Genomic DNA, 20,912 nt, shown 5'->3' with positions numbered 1-20,912 from the left:
CCCTGGGCCCTCCGCGCTTATTCGCCGATCTGGCTGAGGTCGCGCACCGCGCCCCGGTCGGCGCTGGTGGTCAGGGCGGCGTAGGCGCGCAGTGCCGTGGACACGTTGCGCTGGCGGATTTCCTTGGGCTTCCAGGCCAGCTTGCCGCGCTTCTCCATGCGCTCCCGGCGGTGGGCGATTTCCTCATCGCTGACCGCCAGCTGGATGGTGCGCTCGGGGATATTGATGTCGATGGTGTCGCCTTCCTCCACCAGGGCGATGGCGCCGCCTTCCGCCGCTTCCGGGGAGGCGTGGCCGATCGACAGGCCGGAGGTGCCGCCGGAGAAACGGCCGTCGGTGAGCAGCGCGCACTGTTTGCCCAGGCCCTTGGATTTCAGGTAGCTGGTGGGGTAGAGCATCTCCTGCATGCCCGGGCCGCCTTTCGGGCCCTCGTAGCGGATCACCACCACGTCGCCGGCCACGATCTGGTCGCCGAGGATGGCGCGCACGGCGGAATCCTGGGACTCGAACACCCGGGCGCGGCCGGTGAATTTGAGGATCGAATCGTCCACGCCGGCGGTTTTCACGATGCAGCCGCGCTCGGCGATGTTGCCGTACAGCACGGCGAGGCCGCCGTCCTTGCTGTAGGCGTGCTCGTAGTCACGGATGCAGCCTTCGGCGCGGTCCACGTCCAGGCTGTCCCAGCGGGTGTCCTGGCTGAAGGCGGTCTGGGTGGGGATGCCCGCCGGGCCGGCGGTGAACATCTTTTTCACGCCCTCGTCGGTGGTGCGCATCACGTCGTAGTGTTCCAGGGCTTCGGCCACGGTGGCCGAATGCACCATGGGAATGTCGTTGTGCAGCAGCCCGGCGCGGTCCAGTTCACCGAGAATGCCCATCACGCCGCCGGCCCGGTGCACGTCTTCCATATGGTACTTCTGGGTGGCCGGCGCCACCTTGGACAGGCAGGGTACCTTGCGGCTGAGCCGGTCGATGTCCGCCATGGTGAAGTCCACGGCGCCTTCCTGGGCCGCCGCCAGCAGGTGCAGCACGGTGTTGGTGGAGCCGCCCATGGCGATGTCCAGGCTCATGGCGTTTTCGAACGCCTTGAAGGAGGCGATGTTGCGCGGCAGCACGTTCTCCATGTCCTGCTCGTAGTAGAGTTTGGCCAGATCGACGATGCGCCGGCCGGCCTCCAGGAACAGCTCGCGGCGGTCGGCGTGGGTGGCCAGCAGGGAACCGTTGCCCGGCAGGGACAGGCCCAGGGCCTCGGTGAGGCAGTTCATGGAGTTGGCGGTGAACATGCCGGAGCAGGAGCCACAGGTGGGGCAGGCGGAGCGTTCCACCTCGGCCACGGTGGCGTCGTCCACCTTGTCGTCGGCGGCCATCACCATGGCGTCCACCAGGTCCAGTTTCTGCTCGCCCAGCTTGGTCTTGCCCGCTTCCATGGGGCCGCCGGAGACGAAGATCACCGGAATGTTCAGGCGCATGGCGGCCATCAGCATCCCCGGGGTGATCTTGTCGCAGTTGGAGATGCACACCAGGGCGTCGGCGCAGTGGGCGTTGACCATGTACTCCACGGAGTCGGCGATGATGTCGCGGCTGGGCAGCGAATAGAGCATGCCGTCGTGGCCCATGGCGATGCCGTCGTCCACGGCGATGGTGTTGAATTCCTTGGCGATGCCGCCCGCCCGTTCCACCTCGCCGGCCACCAGCTGGCCCATGTCCTTGAGATGCACATGGCCCGGCACGAACTGGGTGAAGGAATTGGCGATGGCGATGATCGGCTTGCCGAAATCGTCGTCCTTCATGCCGGTGGCGCGCCACAGGGCGCGGGCGCCGGCCATGTTGCGGCCATGGGTGGTGGTGCGGGAGCGGTACTGGGGCATGGAATCCTCGGCTGCCGGGTGTTCGGGGCCGGATAGTGTAGCGCAGGCCGGGGCGGAAGGGGGAATGGGGCGTGGCCGATGACTGGGAAAGCCCGGGATGTCCTACAGACCGGTCCGGTGCCGCGCCTTAGGCTGAAGCAGGGGTTTGGCGGAAGGAGTGAAAGCGTGTATATCCCATTGACATATACAGGTCCAGAGGCAACACTGCGGGCGTCATCCTTGATGCCGGAGGTGCCCGCCATGGAAAAAACCACTGTGTTCAAAAGCAATCGTACCCAGGCGGTGCGTCTGCCCAAGGCGGTCGCCTTTCCCGACGATGTGCGTCAGGTGGACATCATCGCCGTGGGGCGCGCTCGCATCATCGTGCCCGCCGGCGAGGCCTGGGATAGCTGGTTCGACGGCCCCGCCGTGAGCGCGGATTTCATGAGCGACCGCGAACAGCCCGACGGGCAGGAGCGCGAGGGGTTCTGATGCTGAAGTACATGCTGGATACCAATATCTGCATCTACACCATCAAGAACCGGCCGGCGGCGGTGCGCGCGGCCTTTCGGGAGCGCCAGGGTGCGCTGTGCATCAGCAGCGTGACGCTGATGGAACTGATCTATGGCGCCGAGCGGTCCGCCCGGCGCAGGGACAATCTGGAGGTGGTGGAAGGCTTCGCCGCCCGCCTGGAAGTGCTGGAGTACGGGGCCGATGCCGCCGCGCACACCGGCCAGCTGCGCGCCGAACTGGCCGCCGCGGGCACGCCCATCGGCCCCTGGGATCAGATGATCGCCGGCCACGCCCGCAGCCGGGCACTGGTGCTGGTCACCCACAACACCCGGGAGTTCGACCGGGTGCCGGGCCTGCGCGTGGAAGACTGGGTGTAGCGCCCGGGCGACTACAGGCTCTTCACGAACACCTTGGAGTTGCGCTGCCAGTTGTAGAGCGCCTGGCGCTGGGCCGGCAGCGCGTCCACGCCGGCGGGCTCGAAGCCCTGCTCGCGGAACCAGTGGGCGGTGCGGGTGGTGAGCACGAACAGCTTTTGCAGGCTCTGCTCGCGGGCGCGCCGTTCCAGGTAGCGCAGCAGCTGCAGGCCCCGTTCGCTGTTGCGGTAGTGCGGGTGCACCGCCACGCAGGCCAGTTCGCCGATGCGGTCGTCGGGAAACGGGTAGAGGGCGGCGCAGCCGATCACCATGCCGTCGCGCTCGATCAGGGCGAAGCGGTGAATCTCGTTTTCCAGCAGCTCCCGGGAGCGGCGCACCAGGGTGCCGTCCTCTTCCAGGGGGGCGAGCAGTTCCAGAATGCCGCCCACGTCGTCGATGCGGGCGCCGCGCAGGGTTTCGTAGCTCTCCCGGGTGACCATGGTGCCGCAGCCGTCGCGGGTGAACAGCTCGCGCACCAGGGCGCCGTCCTCGCAGGTGTCCAGCAGATGGGCCCGGGCCACGCCGTTGCTGGCGGCGTGGCAGGCGGCGGTGAGCTGGCGGTCCACCGGGTCGGTGCTGAACCGCTCCTGGATCAGCAGGCGGCCGGCTTCCTGGGGGGTCAGTTCACGCAGTAGGCGGCCTTCGTCGTCGTCCACGCGCAGGCCGTCGCCGAGCACGATCAGCTTGTCGGCGGCCAGGGCGATGGCGGCGCTGGAAGCCACTTCCTCGGCGTTCAGGTTGAACAGCTCGCCGGTGGGCGAGGCGCCCAGGGGCGAGAGCAGCACCACGTTGCCGCTGTCCACCTGGCGGCGGATGGCTTCCACCTGGATGCGCCGCACCTCACCAGTGTGCTGGTAGTCAAAGCCGTTGCGCACACCCACCGGCTTGGCGATCACGAAGTTGCCGCTGATCAGCTGGATGGTGGCGTTGTACATGGGCGAGTTGGCCAGGCCCATGGAAAACAGCCCTTCCAGCTTCAGGCGCAGGGCGCCCACGGCGGCAGTCACTTCCTCCAGCGCGGCGGCGTCGGTGATGCGGGTGTGGTTCTCGAAGCGGCTTTCCAGGCCGGCGGCCTGTACCCGGCGGCTGATCTGCGGCCGCGCGCCGTGCACCAGCACCAGCCGTACGCCCAGGGCGTTGAGCATGGCCAGGTCATGGATCAGCGCCGGCAGGCGCGGGGTATCCAGCACCTCACCGCTGATCATCACCACGAAGGTGCGACCGCGATGGGCGTTGATGTAGGGCGACGAATTGCGGAACCAGGCGACCTGGTCGTCGGTGTCGGACACGGGGCTCTCGATATCGGTGGTCATGGCCGGAGTATAGCGACCGGTCAGGCCCCGAACAGCCCCTTGAAGAAGTAGAAGAATAGAATGGAAAGCAGCGCCCCCGCCGGCAGCGTCACCACCCAGGAGGTAAAGATGGTGCCGATCACGCGCAGGTTCAGCGAGCCGATGCCGCGCGCCATGCCCACGCCGAGCACCGCGCCCACCAGGGTATGGGTGGTGGAAATCGGCAGGCCGGTGCCGGAAGCCAGCACCACGGTGGTGGCGGCGCCCAGCTCGGCGGCGAAGCCCCGGCTGGGGGTCAGGGCGGTGATTTTGGTGCCCACGGTGGCCATCACCCGGGCGCCCAGGATCGCCAGGCCGAACACGATGCCCATGGCGCCCACCAGCAGAATCCAGCTGGGCATGACCGCTTCCTCGCCGATCACGCCCTGGTTGACGATCACGCTGTTGATGGCGGCCAGCGGGCCCACCGCGTTGGCCACGTCGTTGGAGCCGTGGGCGAAGGCCATGGCGCAGGCGGTGAAGATCATCAGCACCGCGAAGATGCGCTCCACGGAGCTGAACCGGAACTGCCGGTCCGCCTCCGGGTCCTGTTTGATGCGGCGCAGGAACAGGGCACCGACGGCGGCCACCGCCAGACCGCCCAGCAGCGACCAGCCCAGGCTGGCGGCGAAGCTGACGTCCAGGCCGATGTGCTTGAGGCCCTTGGTGAGGGTCACCGCGGTCATCACGTAGCCCACCAGGAACATGTAGAACGGCACCACCCGCTTGGCGCTCTGGAACGGGTCGTCCTGGTTGAGCACCAGCCGCTGCACGCTTTTAATCAGAAAGAAGGAGATAAAGCCGGCCAGCAGGGGCGAGGTCACCCAACTGGCGACGATGGAGCCCACTTCGTTCCAGTGCACCGCGTCCACGCCCACGCCGACGGCGGCGAAGCCGACGATGGCGCCGACGATGGAGTGGGTGGTGGACACCGGCCAGCCGGCCCAGGACGCCACCACCAGCCAGATGCCGGCGGCCAGCAGGGCGGCCATCATGCCGTAGACCAGGTAGTGGGGGGTCTCGTTGAAGACACCGGCGTCGACGATGCCCTTGCGCACCGTGGCGGTGACCTCGCCGCCGGCCAGGTAGGCCCCGGCGAACTCGAAGATGATGGCGATCAACACCGCCTGCTTGACGGTCAGGGCGCCGGCGCCCACCGAGGTGCCCATGGCGTTGGCCACGTCGTTGGCGCCCACGCCCCAGGCCATCAGGAAACCGAACGCGCCGGCGATAAGCAGCATCAGCATGCTGTGTTCAAGCATCCACTCCATTGAGAAACCCCTGGTCTGAGTGGCGATTTAAAGTGGGTTAACGGGCCAGCAGCAGCTGCAGGCGGCCGCCCACCTTCTGGGCACGGTCGGCCAGGTCGCCGATCCAGTCGATGATTTTGTAGAGGAAGATCACGTCCACCGGCGGCAGCTCGCTTTCCAGCTTGAACAGCTGGGCGCGAATCACGATCTGCTGGTCGTCGTTGGCCCGCTCCAGGCGGTCCAGCTCCTCGATCAGATCTTCCACCAGACGGATTTCGCGGCCGCTGAAGCCGGTTTCCACCAGCTCGTCCAGCTCATTGATGGCTTTCTGGGCCTGGGCCGAGGTGTCGATGGCGCCCTGCAGGTAGTCGCCCATCACGCCGGCCAGGGCCGGGGGGATGGTCATCTGCCGGCCCAGCATCAGGCCGGCGATGTCCTTGGCCTTGTTGGCCACCTTGTCCTGCACGCTGACCAGTTCCAGCAGGTCCGAGCGGGGCACCGGCAGAAACAGGCTCTTGGGGAGGTTGAGGCGGAATTCCTTCTTCATGCCGTCGGCCTGGTTCTCCAGGTCGGCGATGCGCTGGCGGGCGGCCTTGGCCTGATCCCAGTTGCCGCTGCTCACGGCGGCGAAGAAGTCACCCAGGCCCACCGCGCATTCGTGCACCGTGTCGTAGTGCTGCTGCAGGGGTTTGATCGGGGAGCGGCCGAACAGGCCGGCGATCGAGCTTCCGAAGGACATGGGGGTCACCCTGTAACGGAAAGGTCATAATTTGGGGCGCGAGTATAGAGGGGATGCCGCGACCCGTCCACGGCGCCCGGCCGCCACCGCGACGGGCACCGGTTCAGGTTCCGGCGATTCGGGGATGGCGGCAAGCCCCGGCGCGGACTACAGTGGCCGAAAACGGGAAAAAGGGGGAGAACCGTGCCCGTCACCGCCGTGCCCGCGCACCGCCAGGGCCAGGAAGTGGACGTTCGCTGGGTGATGCGCGAGCTGCTCGAGGAGCAGCGCGTCAGCCGCGAGGACTTCAACGTCATTTCCACCACGCCCCGGGAAAACAAGGAACTGAACTGGCATCCGCTGGAGGTGGTGGCCAAGTACCGCCTGGTGGACCAGAGCCACGGCCAGCGGGTGCTGGATGTGGACTTCCTGTCCCGCTGGCTGGCCGAGAAGAGCGGTCTGCCGCTGTATCACATCGACCCGCTCAAGGTGGACGTGGACGGCGTCACCCGGGTGATGAGCTATGCCTTCGCCGAGCGCCACGGCCTGGTGGCGGTGGAGAGCCGCCGGGATCGGGTGGTGGTGGCCTGCGACCAGCCGTTCCGGCTGGACTGGCGCGAGCACCTGCGCCAGGTGCTCGGCGAGCGCGAACTGGAAACGGTGTTCGCCAATCCGGAACAGCTGCGCCGCTACCGCATCGAGTTCTACAACCTGAGCCGCTCCATCGCCGGCGCCGCCCGGGCCGGCGGCCAGGAACTGTCCGGCATCACCAACTTCGAGCAACTGCTGGAGGTGGGCAAGGGGCACCACGACGCGGACGACCAGCACATCGTCAATATCGTCGACTGGATCCTGCAGTACGCCTTCTCCCAGCGGGCCAGCGACATTCACCTGGAGCCCCGCCGGGAGCAGGGCCGGATGCGCTTTCGCATCGACGGCGTGCTGCACGACGTCTACGAGCTGCCGGCGGCGATCATGGCGGCGGTGACCAGCCGCCTGAAGATCCTGTCCCGGCTCAACGTGGCGGAGAAGCGCAAGCCCCAGGACGGCCGGCTCAAGACCAAATCCCCGGACGGCGACGAGGTGGAACTGCGCATCTCCACCCTGCCCACCGCCTTCGGCGAGAAGATGGTGATGCGCATCTTCGACCCGGACGTGCTGGTGCGCAGCTTCGCCCAGCTCGGTTTCAGCCGCGAGGACCACGAGCACTGGCGGGCGATGACCGCCCACACCCACGGCATCGTGTTCGTCACCGGCCCCACCGGTTCCGGCAAGACCACCACCCTGTATTCCACCCTCAAGCAACTGGCCACCAGCGAGGTCAACGTCTGCACCGTCGAGGACCCCATCGAGATGGTGGAGCCCAGCTTCAACCAGATGCAGGTGCAGGCCAACATCGACGTGGACTTCGCCCAGGGCGTCAAGGCCATGCTGCGCCAGGACCCGGACATCATCATGATCGGCGAGATCCGCGACCTGGCCACCGCCGACATGGCGATCCAGGCGGCGCTCACCGGCCACCTGGTGCTGTCCACCCTGCACACCAACGACGCCCCCTCATCGATCACCCGGCTGGTGGATCTGGGCGTGCCGCCCTATCTGCTGTCCGCCACCGTGATCGGGGTGATGGCCCAGCGCCTGGTGCGCACGCTCTGCCCCCACTGCAAGGTGGAAACCGCCCCGGACCCGGAGGCCTGGAAGGAGCTGGTGCGCCCCTTCAAGATGACCATGCCGGATACCGTGTGCCAGCCGGTGGGCTGCCTGGAGTGCCGGGGCACCGGCTACCTGGGCCGCATGGGGGTCTACGAGACCCTGCCGTTCAACGGCGCCCTGAAGGGCCAGGTGGGACGGGGCGGCGACCTGGAGACCCTGACCCGGCTGGCGGTCAAGAACGGCATGAAGCCGCTGCGCATCAGCGGCGCCCGCAAGGTCGCCCAGGGGCTCACCACCATCGAGGAAGTGATGCGGGTCACCCCGTCCCAGGACGTGCTGCTCTGAGCGGCGCCCATGGTCAGCGGGCCGGGCTTGGGAGTATGCTTGGTGCTTTGCTTGCGCTCGCGCCGACACCCAGAACGCCCGATTGGCCTTACCGCCAAAGGCCATGGACAATAGCCTGCCATGACTGATCCGGACTATTCCGGCCTGCCCGACGAACTCTCCGTGCTGGTGACCCGGCATTGGCAGCGGTTCCAGGAGGTGGGCCACACGCTTCCCGACACGCTGCTCAGCGATCTGCCCCGGGTATGGGCGGGTTCCGACTATGTGGCGGAACAGTTTATCCGTGACCCTGAACTGGGCGAGTGGCTGGCCGCCAGCCCCCTGCGTCACCGGCTCGACGGCGGCGCCCTGGCCGAACAGGTCCGCGAGGCGGTGATGACCTGCCAGGACGAGGACGCCCTCAAGGCGGCCCTGCGCCGTCTGCGCCACCGCCATATGGTGCGCCTGATCTGGCGTGACCTGACCGGGCTGGCGGACTACCACGCCACCGTGGCGGACCTGTCGCTGCTGGCCGACACCCTCATCAGCACCGCCCTGGAGCGGCTTTACCAGTGGGCCTGCGAGCGCGGTGGCGTGCCCCGCGACGAGGACGGCGAACCGGTGAAGCTGGTGGTCCTGGCCATGGGCAAGCTGGGCGCCCGGGAACTGAACCTGTCGTCGGACATCGACCTGATCTTCGCCTACGAGCACGAAGGCGAGATCCCCGGCGAGCGGCGCGCCCTGTCCCACCACCAGTTCTTCCTGCGCCTGGGCCAGCAGCTGATCAAGGCGCTGGATCAGAACACCGCCGACGGCTTCGTGTTCCGGGTGGACATGCGCCTGCGCCCCTGGGGCAAAAGCGGCGCCCTGGCCATCGGCTTCGACGCCATGGAGCACTACTACGAGAACCAGGGCCGTGAATGGGAGCGCTACGCGCTGATCAAGATGCGCCCGGTGGCCGGCGACCTGCAGGCCGGCGCCCGCCTGATCGAGCGCCTCAACCCGTTCGTCTACCGCCGTTACATCGACTACGGCGCCTTTGAATCCCTGCGCGAGATGAAAGCCCTGATCGAGCGCGAGGTGAACCGCAAGGGCATGCAGGCGGACGTCAAGCTGGGCGCCGGCGGCATCCGCGAGGTGGAGTTCATCGTCCAGGCGTTTCAGCTGATTCGCGGCGGCCAGTTGCCGGCCCTGCGCGAGCCCAACCTGATCAAGATGCTGCCGCGCCTGGCGGACGAGGGCATGCTGCCCGAGGACGTGGTGGAGGAACTGCGCGAAGCCTACGTGTTCCTGCGCGACGTGGAGCACCGGCTGCAGGCGGTGGCGGACCGGCAGACCCAGCGCCTGCCGGACGACGAACTGGGTTGGCAGCGGCTCACCTTCGCCATGGATTTCTCCGCCCGGGCCGCCTTCGAGCGCGCGCTGCGCCGCCACCGCGAACAGGTGCGCTACCACTTCAGCCAGGTGATCGCCGATCCCCAGGAAGAAGCCGAAGTGTCCGAGGGCGACCAGGAATTGCTGGACCTGTGGCTCGGCCAGTTGGAACGGGACGACGCCATTGCCCGCCTGCAAGGGGTGGGCGTGCAGGAGCCGGAAGAGGTGCTGGCGGCCCTGGAGCGGCTGCGGGAATCCCGCGCCGTGATGAACATGCAGCGCATCGGCCGCGAGCGGCTCGACCGGCTCATGCCGTTGCTGCTGGAGGCGCTGGGCTATCAGGGCCACGGCCGGGTCACCGCCGAGCGGCTGGTGGCCTTCGTGGAAGCGGTGGTCCGCCGCAGCGCCTACATCGCCCTGCTGGTGGAAAACCCGGGCGCCCTGACCCAGCTGGTCAAGCTGTCCGGCGCCAGCCCCTGGATCGCCGAGCGGCTGGCCCGCCATCCGGTGTTGCTCGACGAACTGCTGGACGTGAGCACCCTGTATTCGCCGCCGGGCCGCGACGAGCTGGACGACGAGCTGCGCCAGCAATTGCTGCGGGTGGCCGAGGACGATCTGGAACAGCAGATGGAGGTGCTGCGTAACTTCAAGCAGGCCCACCTGCTGCGCGTCGCCGCCTCCGAGGTCACCGAGGTGCTGCCGCTGATGAAGGTCAGCGATTACCTTACCTGGCTGGCGGAGGCCATTCTCAAGCAGGTGGTGATGCTGGCCTGGGAACCCCTGGTGGAGCGCCACGGCCGGCCCGGGCGCACCGACGGCCAGCCCTGCAACCCGGATTTCGTGGTGGTGGGCTACGGCAAGCTGGGCGGCATCGAGCTGGGCCACAACTCCGACCTGGATCTGGTGTTCCTGCACGACGCCGCCTCCGGCGGCAGCACCGACGGCGATCGGCCGGTGTCCAACGAACAGTTCTACGCCCGTCTGGGCCAGCGCATCGTGCACATCCTCTCCACCCGCACCATGAGCGGCCAGCTCTACGAGGTGGACACCCGGTTGCGGCCCAGCGGCAGCGCCGGTCTGCTGGTGTCGTCCATGGATGCGTTCCGCAAGTACCAGCTCAACGACGCCTGGACCTGGGAACACCAGGCCCTGGTGCGCGCCCGGGTGGTGGCCGGCTGCAGCCGCGCCCGGGAGCGCTTCGACGGCATCCGTCACGAGGTGCTGTGCCGCCCCCGGGAGCGCGACGCCCTGCGCCGGGACGTGCTGGCCATGCGCGAGAAGATGGTCGACCACCTGGCCGCCCGCCAGCCCGACCGTTTTCACCTCAAGCAGGATCCCGGAGGTATCGTCGATATCGAATTTATGGTGCAATATGGCGTACTTAGATGGGCCTCCTCCCACGGTGAACTGACCCGTTTCACCGACAATGTGCGGCTACTCGAAACCCTCGCCGCTCTGGAATTGATGCCGGCCCAGGATGCCGGCCTGCTGCGGGAAGCCTACCTGGCCTACCGGTCCGCGGCTCATCGCGCTTCACTGCGCAAAGAAAAGTCCATCGTCGACGACACGGAATTCCGCGATCTGCGCGAAGGCGTGCGAGCGATCTGGGACCAATGGTTCGCGGACGCCTGACGACGGGATGACGACGTTCGGTCGAGGCCGCGGGGCCGAGGCCATTTTGATTTAGGAGACGAACCGCCATGTCCATGGCTGATAGAGACGGTGTTATCTGGTTGGATGGTGAGCTGATTCCCTGGCGCGACGCCAAGATTCACGTGCTCACCCATACGCTGCATTACGGCATGGGCGTGTTCGAGGGCGTGCGGGCCTACGAAACCGGTCGCGGCCCGGCGATCTTCCGTCTCAAGGAACACACCGACCGTCTGTTCAACAGCGCCAAGATCCTGTCCATGAAGATGCCCTTCAGCAAGGAGCAGATCAACGACGCGCACACCACCGTGGTCCGTGAGAACAAGCTGCCCCACGCCTACCTTCGCCCGCTGGTGTTCTACGGAAGCGAAGGCATGGGCCTGCGCGCCAACGGCCTCAACGTGCACGTGGCGGTGGCCGCCTGGGAATGGCCGTCGTACATGTCGCCGGAAGCCCTGGAACTGGGTATCAAGGTGCGCACCTCCAGCTACACCCGGCACCACGTCAACATCACCATGTGCAAGGCCAAGTCCTCCGGCAGCTACATGAACTCCATGCTGGCGCTCAACGAAGCCCTGTCCGGCGGCGCCGACGAAGCGCTGCTGCTGGACAACGAAGGCTACGTGGCGGAAGGCTCCGGCGAGAACGTGTTCCTGATCCGTGACGGCATGCTTTACACGCCGGAACTGACCTCCTGCCTGGATGGCATTACCCGCAAGACCATCATCCAGCTGGCCGAGGAACGGGGCTACAAGGTGCGCGAGAAGCGCCTCACCCGCGATGAGTTCTACATCGCCGACGAAGCCTTCTTCACCGGCACCGCCGCCGAGGTGACGCCGATCCGCGAGCTGGACGGCCGCATTATCGGCGAAGGCAAGCGTGGTCCCATCACCGAGGAACTGCAGTCGATCTACTTTGATCTGGTGCGCGGCAAGTCCGACGAGCACCGGGAATGGCTGACCTATCCGTAACCGGCTGACGGGCCCGAGCCAGTGACGGATCCGGCACGCCCCCGCATCCTGGTCGTCGGCCCGTCCTGGGTCGGCGACATGGTGATGGCGCAGACCCTGTTCGCCGATCTTCAGGCGCGGCAACCCTGCCACATCGACGTGCTGGCGCCGGCCTGGTGCCGGCCGCTGCTGTCGCGCATGCCGGAAGTGCGTCAGGCCCTGGATCTGCCGTTCGGCCATGGCGAGCTGAAACTGCGCCAGCGGCGCGCCGAGGGGCGGGCCCTGCGCGGCCGCTACGACCACGCCTATGTGTTGCCCAACTCCCTGAAATCCGCGTTGCTGCCGTTCTGGGCCGGCGTGCCCCGCCGCACCGGCTGGCGCGGCGAGATGCGTTACGGCCTGCTTAATGACGTGCGCCGGCTGGACAAGGAACGCTACCCGCTGATGGTGCAGCGTTTCGTGGCGCTGGCGCGACCGGCGGACGCGCCGGTGCCGGTTCTGGAGGAGATCCGGCCGCCCCATCTGGAGGTGGACCCGGCGTCGGTGGCCGCCGCCCGCGAACAGCACGAGCTGGCGGCGGACCGGCCGGTGCTGGGGCTCTGCCCCGGCGCCGAATTCGGCCCCTCCAAGCGCTGGCCGGAACAGCATTACGCCGCCGTGGCCGCCGACTGGATCGAACAGGGCGGCCGGGTGTGGCTGTTCGGCTCCGCCAAGGATCGTCCGGTGGCGGACGCCATCGTCGCCGCTCTGCCGGCGGCCGGGCGGGACCGGGTGCGGGTGCTGGCCGGCGCCACCAGTCTGGAGCAGGCGGTGGACCTGTTGTCGGCCACCGACGCGGTGGTCAGCAACGATTCCGGGTTGATGCACATCGCCGCCGCCCTGAACCGGCCGCTGGTGGCGGTGTACGGGTCCACCTCGCCGGGTTTCACGCCGCCGCTGGGGCAGCGGGTGGCCATCGAACGCCTGGGGCTGGACTGCAGCCCTTGTTTTCAGCGGGAGTGCCCGCTGGAGCATCACAACTGCATGCGCCTGCTGGAGCCGGCGCGGGTGGTCACCGCTCTGCGGGGGCTGAGCGTCGGAGGGAACTGACCATGGGATCGCGATCTTTTCTCGCCAGCGACTGGCGGGCCGTTTTTCTGACGCTGGGGCTGAACGACCTGGACGCCTGGTGGACCCTGCCGGACGCCGAGCGGGTGGACGAGCCCAACTACCGCTACGGCGGTGAGCTGAGCGTTTATCGGGTACGGCTGGCCGACGGCGAAGGGCGGCTTCACAGCCTCTACATCAAGCGTCAGCGCGATCAGCTACGTCCCAGTCTGCGCCACCCGCTGCGTGGGGAGCCCACCCTGGTGAAGGAGTTCCGCGCCCTGGTGGACTGCCTGAAACGGGGCATTCCGGTGGCCCGGCCGGTGTTCTTCGACAGCCGCACCGGCGCCGATGGCCACCGCTACACGGTGCTGGTGAGCCTGGGCCTGGACGGCTTCGAAAGCCTGGACCGGCTCAATCGCCTGGCGCTGTCGCCGGTGCAGCGCTGGCGGCTGGTGCAGGACGTGGCCGATGCCCTGCGCTATATGCACAGCCGTGGCGTGGCCCACCGCACCCTCTACCCCAAGCATATTTTCGTCGCCTGGCGGCCCGCCCTGGGGCGCTTTGATGTACGCTTCATCGATCTGGAAAAGGCGCGCCATCCGGCCCGCGCCGCCTATCGGCTGCGCGATATGGAGAGTCTCTCCCGCCGCACCCGGGGCGTCGGGCTGCACGACCGCCTGCGTTTTCTGCGGCGTTATCTGGGCCGGCCCCGGCTGAGCGCCGCCGACCGCGGGCTGCTCCGGCGGCTGGCCCCGAAAGAGCGGCAATCGTAGACACAGCATGCATGTTCTTCTGATCAAGACGTCGTCCATGGGCGACGTCATTCACACCTTGCCGGCGCTCACCGATGCCGCCGCCGCCTTGCCGGGCCTGCGGGTGGACTGGGTGGTGGAGGCGCCGTTCGCCGATCTGGCCGGTCGTCACCCGGCGGTGGAGCGGGTGCTGCCCTGCAAGCTGCGAGAGTGGCGCCGCCATCCGCTGCGGGCCCGCCGCAGCGGCGAGTGGGGCGCCTTCAAAACGGCTCTGCGGGCGCGCCGCTACGACGCGGTGATCGACGCCCAGGGGCTGATCAAAAGCGCCTTTATCACTCGCCTCGCCGAGGGCCCCAAGTACGGGCTGGACCGGGCCTCCGCCCGCGAGCGCCTGTCCGCCCGGGTGCTCGACCACCCGCTGGCGGTGCCCCGGGGTCAGCACGCCATCACCCGGGTCCGGCAGCTGTTCGCCGCCGCCCTGGGCTACGCGCCGCCGGACGACGAACCGGACTATGGTCTGGTGCGCGAGCACGTACCACGGGGGCTCGGCGAGCCCGGCGCGGAGCTGGTGTTCTGCCACGGCACCACCTGGCCCACCAAGCATTACCCGGAGCCCTACTGGCGGGACCTGGCGGAGCGCGCCGACGCCGCCGGCCACCGGGTCTGGCTGCCCTGGGGCAATGAGGTGGAGAAAGCCCGCGCCGAACGGCTTTGCCGTGGCCTGGACGGCGTGCGGGTGCTGCCCCGCCTGTCCCTGGCCGAACTCACCGACAAACTGCTGCACTGGGACGGTTTCCTGGCGGTGGACACCGGTCTGGCCCATCTGGCCGCCGCCGCCGGCCTGCCCGGCATCGCCCTGTACGGCCCCACGGACCCGCGCCTCACCGGCGTGCGCGGCCCCCGCGCGCGCAGCCTGGCGGCGGAGTTTCCCTGCGCGCCCTGCGTGCAGGAGAACTGCACCTACCGGGGCAGCCTGGGGCGCGGCGTGGAGCCGCCCTGTTTCAGCAGCCTCAAACCGCACCGCGTGTGGCAAAGCCTGATCGAGGTGGCGGGCCCATGAAGCTGGCATTCCTGCTGTTCGAGTATTTTCCCTACGGCGGCCTGCAGCGCGACATGCTGGCGATCGCCCAGGCGGCGGTGGCGCGCGGCCATCAGGTGACGGTGTTCACCCGCGCCTGGCACGGCCCGGCGCCGGAGGGCCCGGCCCTGGAAACGGTGCCGGTGGGCGGCGCCAGCAACCATGCCCGCGACGCCGCCTTCGCCGAGGCGGCGCGCGCCCGCCTGACCGGCTTCGACCGGGTGGTGGGCTTCAACAAGATGCCCGGCCTGGACTGGTACTATGCCGCCGACGGCTGTCTGGCCGACCGCTACCACGGCCCCAAGCGCTGGCTGCCGCGCTACCGCAGCAAGCTGGCCATGGAGGCGGCGGTGTTCGAGCCCGATCTGAGCACCGGGGTGTTGTCGATCTCGCCCCATCAGCGTGCCCTCTACCAGCGCCATTACGGCACCCCGGACCGGCGGTTCGTGGATCTGCCACCGGGCATCCGCCGGGATCGCCTGCTGCCGGAGGACTTCGCCTCGCGCCGGGCGCGGCTGCGTACCGAACTGGGGGTGGCGGAAACCACGCCCCTGTTGCTGTTCGTGGGCTCCGGCTTTCGCACCAAGGGGCTGGATCGGGCGATCCGCGCGCTGGCCGGCCTGGGCGACGACGTGCGCCTGTTCGTGGTGGGCGACGACGACGCCGGCCCCTACCAGCGGCTGGCGGAGCGGCTTGGCATGGCCAGTCGCGTGCGCTTCATGGGCGGTCAGGACAACGTGCCCGATTGGCTGTGGTCGGCGGACCTGCTGCTGCACCCGGCCTACGCGGAGAACACCGGCACGGTGTTGCTGGAAGCGGCCATCGCCGGCCTGCCGGTGCTGACCACCTCCGCCTGCGGCTACGCCGGTTACATCCGTGACGCGGACATGGGCGCGGTGCTGGACGATCCCACCCCGGCGGCGCTCACCGCCGCCGCGTCGCGGTTGCTGCTTCAGCCCCGGGATCAGTGGCGCGAGCGCGGCCGGATCTTTGCCGCCGACGCCGACATCTACAGTCTGGTGGACCACGCGGTGGACGCCATCGAGGCCCGCCCCCACGGCGCGGCCACCGCCGGAGAATCCGCATGACGCTTTACCTGCGCGAGGATCTGGCCCGCGCCTGGCGGGGCCTGGATCCCCTGGAACAGGCCGCCCGCCAGGACGGGGATGTGTTCCGGGCCCGGGAAGGGCGGCGCACGCTGCGGTTTATCGCCGAGGGCCGGCATTACTTTCTCAAGTACCACGGTGGGGTGGGCTGGAAGGAAATCATCAAGAACCTGACCCAGGGCAAGCTGCCGGTGCTGGGTGCCTTGTCGGAGGTGCGCGCCATCCACGCCGTGCAGGCCGCCGGCATCGACACCCTGAGCATCGCCGGCTACGGCGAGCGCGGCGCCAACCCGGCCCGCCGCCGCTCGTTTCTGGTCACCGACGAACTGATGCACACCGTGAGCCTGGAAGAACTGGGCGAGCACTGGCGGCTGCACCCGGGGCCGGCGCCGTTCAAATGGGCGCTGATCCGCCGGGTCGGGGAAATCGCCAAGGCCATGCACGACGCCGGCGTCAATCACCGGGATTTCTACCTGGGGCACTTTCTGATCGCCCGCTCGGCGGTGGACCGCCACGACGCCACCGCGCCGTTGCATCTGATCGACCTGCACCGCTCCCAGGTGCGCGCCCGGGTGCCGCGCCGCTGGCGCACCAAGGACATCGGCGGCCTGTACTTTTCCACCGCGCGCCTGGACCTCACCCACCGGGACTTACTGCGCTTCGTGCGCGCCTACACCGATATGCCCCTGCGCGAGGCGCTGGCGGACAAGGCCCGGTTGCTGGACGCCGCCCGCCGTGAGGCGGAGGGCATCTACCAGCGCTATTTCGAAAAGACGCCGACCTTTCCACTGCGTTTCAGCGAACACCCGGGTAAGGACATATGAACGAGCGCCCCGGCTTTTCCATCGTCATTCCGGCCTACAACTACGCCCGGGTCATCGAGCGGGCGCTGGTGTCCGCGCTGCGTCAGGATTACGCCCCGTTCGAGGTGGTGGTGATCAACGACGGCTCCACCGACGACACCGAGGCGGTGCTGGCGGATCTGGCGGCGCGGCGCCCGGAGCCGTTCCGGGTGGTGCATCAGGACAACGCCGGCCTGGCGGCGGTGCGCAATCGCGGGCTGCGCGAGGCCCGCCACGACTGGCTGCTGTTTCTGGACGCCGACGACGAGCTCTGCCCCGGCGCCCTGGCGCGGCTGGCGGAGACCATCCAGGCGCACCCCCGGGCGCGGCTGATCATCGGCGGCCACGAAGCGGACGACGGCGCCCGCCGGGACCGCATCGCCCCGGCCCCGGTCAGTGACGATCCGCGCGTGAATTTCCGTGCCTATCTGGACAAGAGGCTGACCATTTCCAACGGCGCCTGCGCCATGCACCGCGACCTGTTCGCTCACACCGCCTACGACCCGGCCCTGCGCCATACCGAGGACCTGCCGGTGTTCGCCCACGCGCTGGCCCGCTACCCGGCGGCGGTGAGCCCGGCGCCGGTGGCGGTGATCCACAAGCACGCGGACAGCATGCGCCATGATCTGGACGCCGCCCTGGCGGTGGGCATGGACCTGGAAACGCTGATCTTCGACAACAACGGCCTGCCGGACTGGGCGCAGAGCGAGCGCCGCCGCTACCGGGCGCGGCGTGCCATTTCCCTGCTCAAGCTGGCCGATCGCCACGGCCGTCCGGATCTGGTGCGGCGGTTCTTCCGCATCGCCCTGGGCGCGGATTGGCGGCAGGCATTGCACCCCCGTTACCTGCGCCGCTATGTTGCCAGCCTGAGGCCGTGCAAACGGGGTGGGGCTTGAGCACCGATATCACGCAGGACTTTGACGATTGGCGGGAGCTGGCCGGCCGCGACTGGAGCCGGGCGGGCCCGTTCACCGTGGAGGTGGACGGCGACCCGCTCAGCGCCGAGGTGCTGCTGCGCCATCTGCCCGGCCGGCGGCTGGCGGTGCGCGCCCGTTGGCGCGGCGACACCGTGTTCGCCAAGCTGTTCTTCGCCGGCCACCAGGACGAGGCGCGCCGCGAGGTGGCCCGCCATCGGGAGCTGATCGCCGCCGGCCTGGCGGTGCCGGCCCTGCGCCACGAAAGCCAGGACGCCCACGGCGCCATCCTGATCACCGACTGGGTGGCCGGCCAGTCCGGCCAGGCGGCGTTACGCGGCGAGCGTGGCCTGGCCCTGGGCGAGGATCTGCTGGACAGCCTGTTCAGCCTCTACCGCGCGGGCCTGCGCCAGCTCGATCTGCACCTGGATAATTTTCTGTTCGACGGCGAGCGCTTCCTGGTCATCGACGCCGGGGAAATGGCGCCGCTGCCCGGTGGCCTGCGCCACGAGCCGGCGATTCTCGATAACCTGGCGTTGTTCTGCGCCCAGACGCCCCTGGACCTGCGCGACGCCCTGGTCGACAAGGTGGTCGAGCGGCTGCGCCGGGAGGGGCTGCGCGACCGGGGGCTGGCCGCCATGATCCGGCGGCGCAGCAATCGCCGGCTGCGCAGTGCCATGAAGAAGTGGCGCCGGGAATCCTCCGCCATCGGCGTCTGGGCGGAGCACGGCGAGCAATGGCTGTACCGGCGCGCGCTGCCCGCCGACCAGCGGGAGGCCCTGGCCGCGGCACTGCGCGACCCGGCGTCCCTGCCGCTGATCAAGGAAGGCAGCCGCGTCAGCGTGTACGGTGACGATGCGTGGGTGATCAAGCATTACCGGGAAGGCGGCGCCAAGGCGCGGTTGCGGGCGCGGTTGTTTCGCACCCGCGCGGACATTTCCTGGGTGATGGGGTGGACCTGGGCGTTGCTGGGCGTGCCCACGCCACGGCCGGTGATGCTGCGGCGACGGCCGGACGGCGGCGCGGTGATCGCCTTTCCCCGGGTGGAGGGCGCGGCGTTGAGTACGCTGATGGAAAGCGACCGGGAGCGGGCCCGGCGGGTGGCGCCATCCGTGGAGCGGTGGCTGGCGCGGCTCGGCGACACCGGCTTCTGGCACGGCGACGCCAAGGCGCAGAACATTCTGGTGGACGCCGACGACCGGCCGGTGTTCATCGATCTGGACGGCGCCGGCTTCAGCGCGCTGCCGGCCCGCCGGCGGCGCCAGGCGGCCCGCGACCAGGCCCGTTTTCAGCGCAATTGGGAGCAGTTCCGCGTGCCGGAATGATCAGGCCGGCAGCGGTCGGCCCTCCATCAGCGCCAGGAAGCGGGCGTGGTAACGCTCGATGCTGAAGTCCTGTTCGAACACCCGGTATTGCGCGTCGCGCACCGCGTCCAGCGCGCTCTGATCCGCCTCGCCCAGCCAGGCCAGCTTGTCGCGCAGGGCCGGCACATCCTCCTTCGGGAACAGCCAGGCCGGGTCGCGCAGAATCTCGGGCACACCGCCCACCGGCGTGCCGAACACCGGCACGCCGGCGGCGATGGCTTCCAGCATGGCGATCGGCAGCCCCTCGCGCAGGGACGGCATGATCAGCGCGTCGAAGGCGGACAGATAGCGATAGGCGTTGCGGCGGCCGCCGGCGAAAATCAGCCGGTCCGAGAGCCCCGCCTCGGCGGCGGCCCGGCGCAGCGGCTCCAGGGTCTCGCCGTCACCGATCACCACCACATAGGGCGGGTCGGTCATTTCCTTCATGGCATCGATAAAGAAGTGGTGGCCTTTCACCGGCCGGGCCCGTCCCACCGTGCCGATCACCCGGCGGGCGTCCACCGGCACGCCCAGGTCCTCCCGCGCCGCCTGACGGGTCATCAGATGGTCGCGCACGATGCGTTGATCCACCGAGTTGGGAATGGCCACGGTGCGGTCCGCGGGGAAGCCCCGCGCCAGCATGTCGTCGCGCACCGCCTCGGAGCAGCCCACGAAGGTCCAGTCGCGCATCAGCCAGCGCGCGAACCACAGCCGGCGCGGTTTCTTGAACTCGGACATATTGTGGATCACCGCGATCTTGCGGGTGCCGGGCAGGAACAGCGCCGCCCAGGCGGCGAACACGGCGGGCTTGATGCGGTGGGTGACGATCACGTCCGGCCGGTCGGCGCGCAGCGCGCGCAACACTTTCAGCACCGCCGACGGACGGATGCGTTTGATGTCCGACTTGCTCAGCTGGAAGGTGCGTGTCTCGCAACCCAGCCGCTCGCGCAGGTCGCCGTCGTCGCCGTTGAGAATATAGAAGGCGCGCCAATGATCCCGGGCCGCCCGCAGCACCTCCTCGAACAGGTCCACCCCTTCCACGTTGGTGTTGCGGTACTTGCAGATCTGAACCACTTTCATCGCGGGCCTCCGGCGGCGTCGGGCAACTGGCGCACCACGGCCACCAGCAGGGCCATGGGAATCCACACACTGGGCCAGTTGTACATGAACGGTGTATAGGGGTGAATGCCGTCGAACAGCACCGCCGAAAAGCCGGTGGCCAGGGCGGCCAGCAACAACACCGTGCGGTGGCGGTGGTAGCGCAGCGCCTTCAGCCCCTCCGGCAGCCACAGCAACGTCCACAGCAGCAGGCCGGCGAAGCCGATGAAATACAACAGCGACAGGTAATAGTTGTGCGGGTGGTCGTGCACCACCGGCTCGCCCTGGGCGTTGATGATGTGCAGATCGACGCTGCGGTTGGCCATGCCGTGGCCGAACACCGGCGCCTCCTTGATGTGTTCCCAGCTCGCCGACCACAACGCCGGCCGCTCGCTGGCGCCCCGTTCGGTGATGATGGCCGGGTCCACGGCGACGATCGCCCCCAGCACCAGCGCCAGCACCGCCAGCGGCACCAGCAGACGCCGGGTGCCGGTGAGTACCGGCAGCGCCAGGCAGCCCACCGCCAGCGCCACCAGGGTGGAGCGACGCTGGTTGGCCGCCAGATACACCAGCAGGGTCAGGGTGGTCAGCCACGGCAGCACCCTGATCCAGCGGGCCGGCGGCAGCTGGCGGGAGGCGAAAAAGGCGAAGAAGGGCAGGGTGATGCAGT

The 20,912-nt window shown here is 68.7% G+C and carries 18 protein-coding genes; 12 read left to right on the top strand and 6 right to left on the bottom strand.

Annotated features, from left to right (window positions below; all coding sequences use genetic code 11):
- Positions 1–17 precede the first annotated feature (17 nt).
- Positions 18–1,865: a dihydroxy-acid dehydratase gene (ilvD, locus tag IM760_RS17525; RefSeq protein ID WP_204431523.1), complete on the bottom strand. Its 1,848-nt coding sequence runs from the start codon at positions 1,863–1,865 to the stop codon at positions 18–20.
- 240 nt (positions 1,866–2,105) lie between these two features.
- Here ilvD and vapB point away from each other — a divergent pair, with 240 nt between their 5' ends.
- The gene (gene vapB / locus IM760_RS17520; protein ID WP_204431522.1) at positions 2,106–2,336 is read left to right on the top strand and encodes a type II toxin-antitoxin system VapB family antitoxin; all 231 of its coding nucleotides are present in this window, start codon (positions 2,106–2,108) and stop codon (positions 2,334–2,336) included.
- On the top strand, positions 2,336–2,734 hold the full coding sequence (gene vapC, locus IM760_RS17515) for a type II toxin-antitoxin system tRNA(fMet)-specific endonuclease VapC (protein WP_204431521.1): 399 nt from the start codon (positions 2,336–2,338) through the stop codon (positions 2,732–2,734). The genes vapB and vapC overlap by 1 nt, the downstream gene beginning before the upstream one ends.
- A gap of 11 nt (positions 2,735–2,745) precedes the next feature.
- Here the strand turns inward: vapC and argA are convergent, their stop codons facing one another.
- Genes argA through IM760_RS17500 form a run of 3 tightly spaced genes read right to left on the bottom strand, consistent with a single transcriptional unit; the run spans position 2,746 to position 6,090 of the window.
- Entirely contained in the window at positions 2,746–4,083 is a 1,338-nt protein-coding gene (argA, locus tag IM760_RS17510) for an amino-acid N-acetyltransferase (RefSeq protein ID WP_204431520.1), read from the bottom strand.
- 20 nt (positions 4,084–4,103) lie between these two features.
- Complete coding sequence (locus IM760_RS17505; protein WP_204431519.1) at positions 4,104–5,372, bottom strand: inorganic phosphate transporter; 1,269 nt, start codon at positions 5,370–5,372, stop codon at positions 4,104–4,106.
- Positions 5,373–5,409: 37 nt separating this feature from the next.
- Positions 5,410–6,090 carry a TIGR00153 family protein gene (locus IM760_RS17500; RefSeq protein ID WP_204431518.1) on the bottom strand — a complete coding sequence of 227 codons (681 nt, stop codon included), beginning with the start codon at positions 6,088–6,090 and terminating at the stop codon, positions 5,410–5,412.
- A gap of 183 nt (positions 6,091–6,273) precedes the next feature.
- On the opposite strand from IM760_RS17500, the gene tfpB reads away from it, so the two are divergent.
- From tfpB to IM760_RS17450, 10 genes are all read left to right on the top strand, one after another.
- Positions 6,274–8,067, top strand: coding sequence for a type IV pilus assembly ATPase TfpB (gene tfpB, locus IM760_RS17495; RefSeq protein WP_476726671.1), 1,794 nt, complete (start codon positions 6,274–6,276; stop codon positions 8,065–8,067).
- Between the two features lie 120 nt (positions 8,068–8,187).
- Positions 8,188–11,052 (top strand): bifunctional [glutamate--ammonia ligase]-adenylyl-L-tyrosine phosphorylase/[glutamate--ammonia-ligase] adenylyltransferase, encoded by a 2,865-nt coding sequence (glnE, locus tag IM760_RS17490; RefSeq protein WP_204431517.1) that lies wholly within the window; start codon positions 8,188–8,190, stop codon positions 11,050–11,052.
- A gap of 68 nt (positions 11,053–11,120) precedes the next feature.
- Positions 11,121–12,041 (top strand): branched-chain amino acid transaminase, encoded by a 921-nt coding sequence (locus IM760_RS17485; RefSeq protein WP_204431516.1) that lies wholly within the window; start codon positions 11,121–11,123, stop codon positions 12,039–12,041.
- A 21-nt stretch (positions 12,042–12,062) separates the two neighbouring features.
- Positions 12,063–13,109, top strand: a complete 1,047-nt coding sequence (gene waaF, locus IM760_RS17480) for a lipopolysaccharide heptosyltransferase II (RefSeq protein ID WP_204431515.1) — start codon at positions 12,063–12,065, stop codon at positions 13,107–13,109.
- Between the two features lie 2 nt (positions 13,110–13,111).
- Positions 13,112–13,882 carry a lipopolysaccharide kinase InaA family protein gene (locus tag IM760_RS17475; RefSeq protein ID WP_204431514.1) on the top strand — a complete coding sequence of 257 codons (771 nt, stop codon included), beginning with the start codon at positions 13,112–13,114 and terminating at the stop codon, positions 13,880–13,882.
- 7 nt (positions 13,883–13,889) lie between these two features.
- A complete protein-coding gene (gene waaC / locus IM760_RS17470) occupies positions 13,890–14,921 on the top strand; it encodes a lipopolysaccharide heptosyltransferase I (RefSeq protein WP_204431513.1) in 1,032 nt (343 codons plus the stop codon).
- Entirely contained in the window at positions 14,918–16,027 is a 1,110-nt protein-coding gene (locus tag IM760_RS17465) for a glycosyltransferase family 4 protein (RefSeq protein ID WP_204431512.1), read from the top strand. Before waaC ends, IM760_RS17465 begins: the two co-directional genes overlap by 4 nt.
- Positions 16,024–16,869 carry a lipopolysaccharide core heptose(I) kinase RfaP gene (rfaP, locus tag IM760_RS17460; RefSeq protein ID WP_204431511.1) on the top strand — a complete coding sequence of 282 codons (846 nt, stop codon included), beginning with the start codon at positions 16,024–16,026 and terminating at the stop codon, positions 16,867–16,869. Before IM760_RS17465 ends, rfaP begins: the two co-directional genes overlap by 4 nt.
- Positions 16,866–17,783, top strand: coding sequence for a glycosyltransferase family 2 protein (locus IM760_RS17455; protein WP_204431510.1), 918 nt, complete (start codon positions 16,866–16,868; stop codon positions 17,781–17,783). Before rfaP ends, IM760_RS17455 begins: the two co-directional genes overlap by 4 nt.
- Positions 17,780–19,126, top strand: a complete 1,347-nt coding sequence (locus tag IM760_RS17450) for a phosphotransferase (protein WP_204431509.1) — start codon at positions 17,780–17,782, stop codon at positions 19,124–19,126. The genes IM760_RS17455 and IM760_RS17450 overlap by 4 nt, the downstream gene beginning before the upstream one ends.
- Here IM760_RS17450 and IM760_RS17445 read toward each other — a convergent pair whose 3' ends face one another.
- Positions 19,127–20,224, bottom strand: a complete 1,098-nt coding sequence (locus IM760_RS17445; protein WP_204431508.1) for a glycosyltransferase — start codon at positions 20,222–20,224, stop codon at positions 19,127–19,129.
- Positions 20,221–20,912, bottom strand: a 692-nt coding sequence (locus IM760_RS17440; RefSeq protein ID WP_204431507.1) for an O-antigen ligase family protein, incomplete at its 5' end; no start/stop codon positions are given. The genes IM760_RS17445 and IM760_RS17440, both read right to left, overlap by 4 nt.

It is taken from the genome of Alloalcanivorax marinus (genome assembly GCF_016906305.1).
Taxonomy (GTDB): domain Bacteria; phylum Pseudomonadota; class Gammaproteobacteria; order Pseudomonadales; family Alcanivoracaceae; genus Alloalcanivorax; species Alloalcanivorax marinus.
Note: the sequence above shows the minus strand (reverse complement) of the source record. Positions and strands in the feature narration are given on the sequence as shown.

What these genes read in the sequence shown, in the direction of transcription:
- IM760_RS17505 (WP_204431519.1), bottom strand. Translation starts at nt 5,372, where the DNA reads ATGGAGTGGATGCTTGAACACAGCATGCTGATGCTGCTTATCGCCGGC.
- IM760_RS17485 (WP_204431516.1), top strand. Translation starts at nt 11,121, where the DNA reads ATGTCCATGGCTGATAGAGACGGTGTTATCTGGTTGGATGGTGAGCTG.
- IM760_RS17475 (WP_204431514.1), top strand. Translation starts at nt 13,112, where the DNA reads ATGGGATCGCGATCTTTTCTCGCCAGCGACTGGCGGGCCGTTTTTCTG.
- rfaP (WP_204431511.1), top strand. Translation starts at nt 16,024, where the DNA reads ATGACGCTTTACCTGCGCGAGGATCTGGCCCGCGCCTGGCGGGGCCTG.
- IM760_RS17465 (WP_204431512.1), top strand. Translation starts at nt 14,918, where the DNA reads ATGAAGCTGGCATTCCTGCTGTTCGAGTATTTTCCCTACGGCGGCCTG.
- glnE (WP_204431517.1), top strand. Translation starts at nt 8,188, where the DNA reads ATGACTGATCCGGACTATTCCGGCCTGCCCGACGAACTCTCCGTGCTG.
- vapC (WP_204431521.1), top strand. Translation starts at nt 2,336, where the DNA reads ATGCTGAAGTACATGCTGGATACCAATATCTGCATCTACACCATCAAG.
- IM760_RS17455 (WP_204431510.1), top strand. Translation starts at nt 16,866, where the DNA reads ATGAACGAGCGCCCCGGCTTTTCCATCGTCATTCCGGCCTACAACTAC.
- IM760_RS17445 (WP_204431508.1), bottom strand. Translation starts at nt 20,224, where the DNA reads ATGAAAGTGGTTCAGATCTGCAAGTACCGCAACACCAACGTGGAAGGG.
- ilvD (WP_204431523.1), bottom strand. Translation starts at nt 1,865, where the DNA reads ATGCCCCAGTACCGCTCCCGCACCACCACCCATGGCCGCAACATGGCC.
- vapB (WP_204431522.1), top strand. Translation starts at nt 2,106, where the DNA reads ATGGAAAAAACCACTGTGTTCAAAAGCAATCGTACCCAGGCGGTGCGT.
- IM760_RS17500 (WP_204431518.1), bottom strand. Translation starts at nt 6,090, where the DNA reads ATGTCCTTCGGAAGCTCGATCGCCGGCCTGTTCGGCCGCTCCCCGATC.
- argA (WP_204431520.1), bottom strand. Translation starts at nt 4,083, where the DNA reads ATGACCACCGATATCGAGAGCCCCGTGTCCGACACCGACGACCAGGTC.
- waaC (WP_204431513.1), top strand. Translation starts at nt 13,890, where the DNA reads ATGCATGTTCTTCTGATCAAGACGTCGTCCATGGGCGACGTCATTCAC.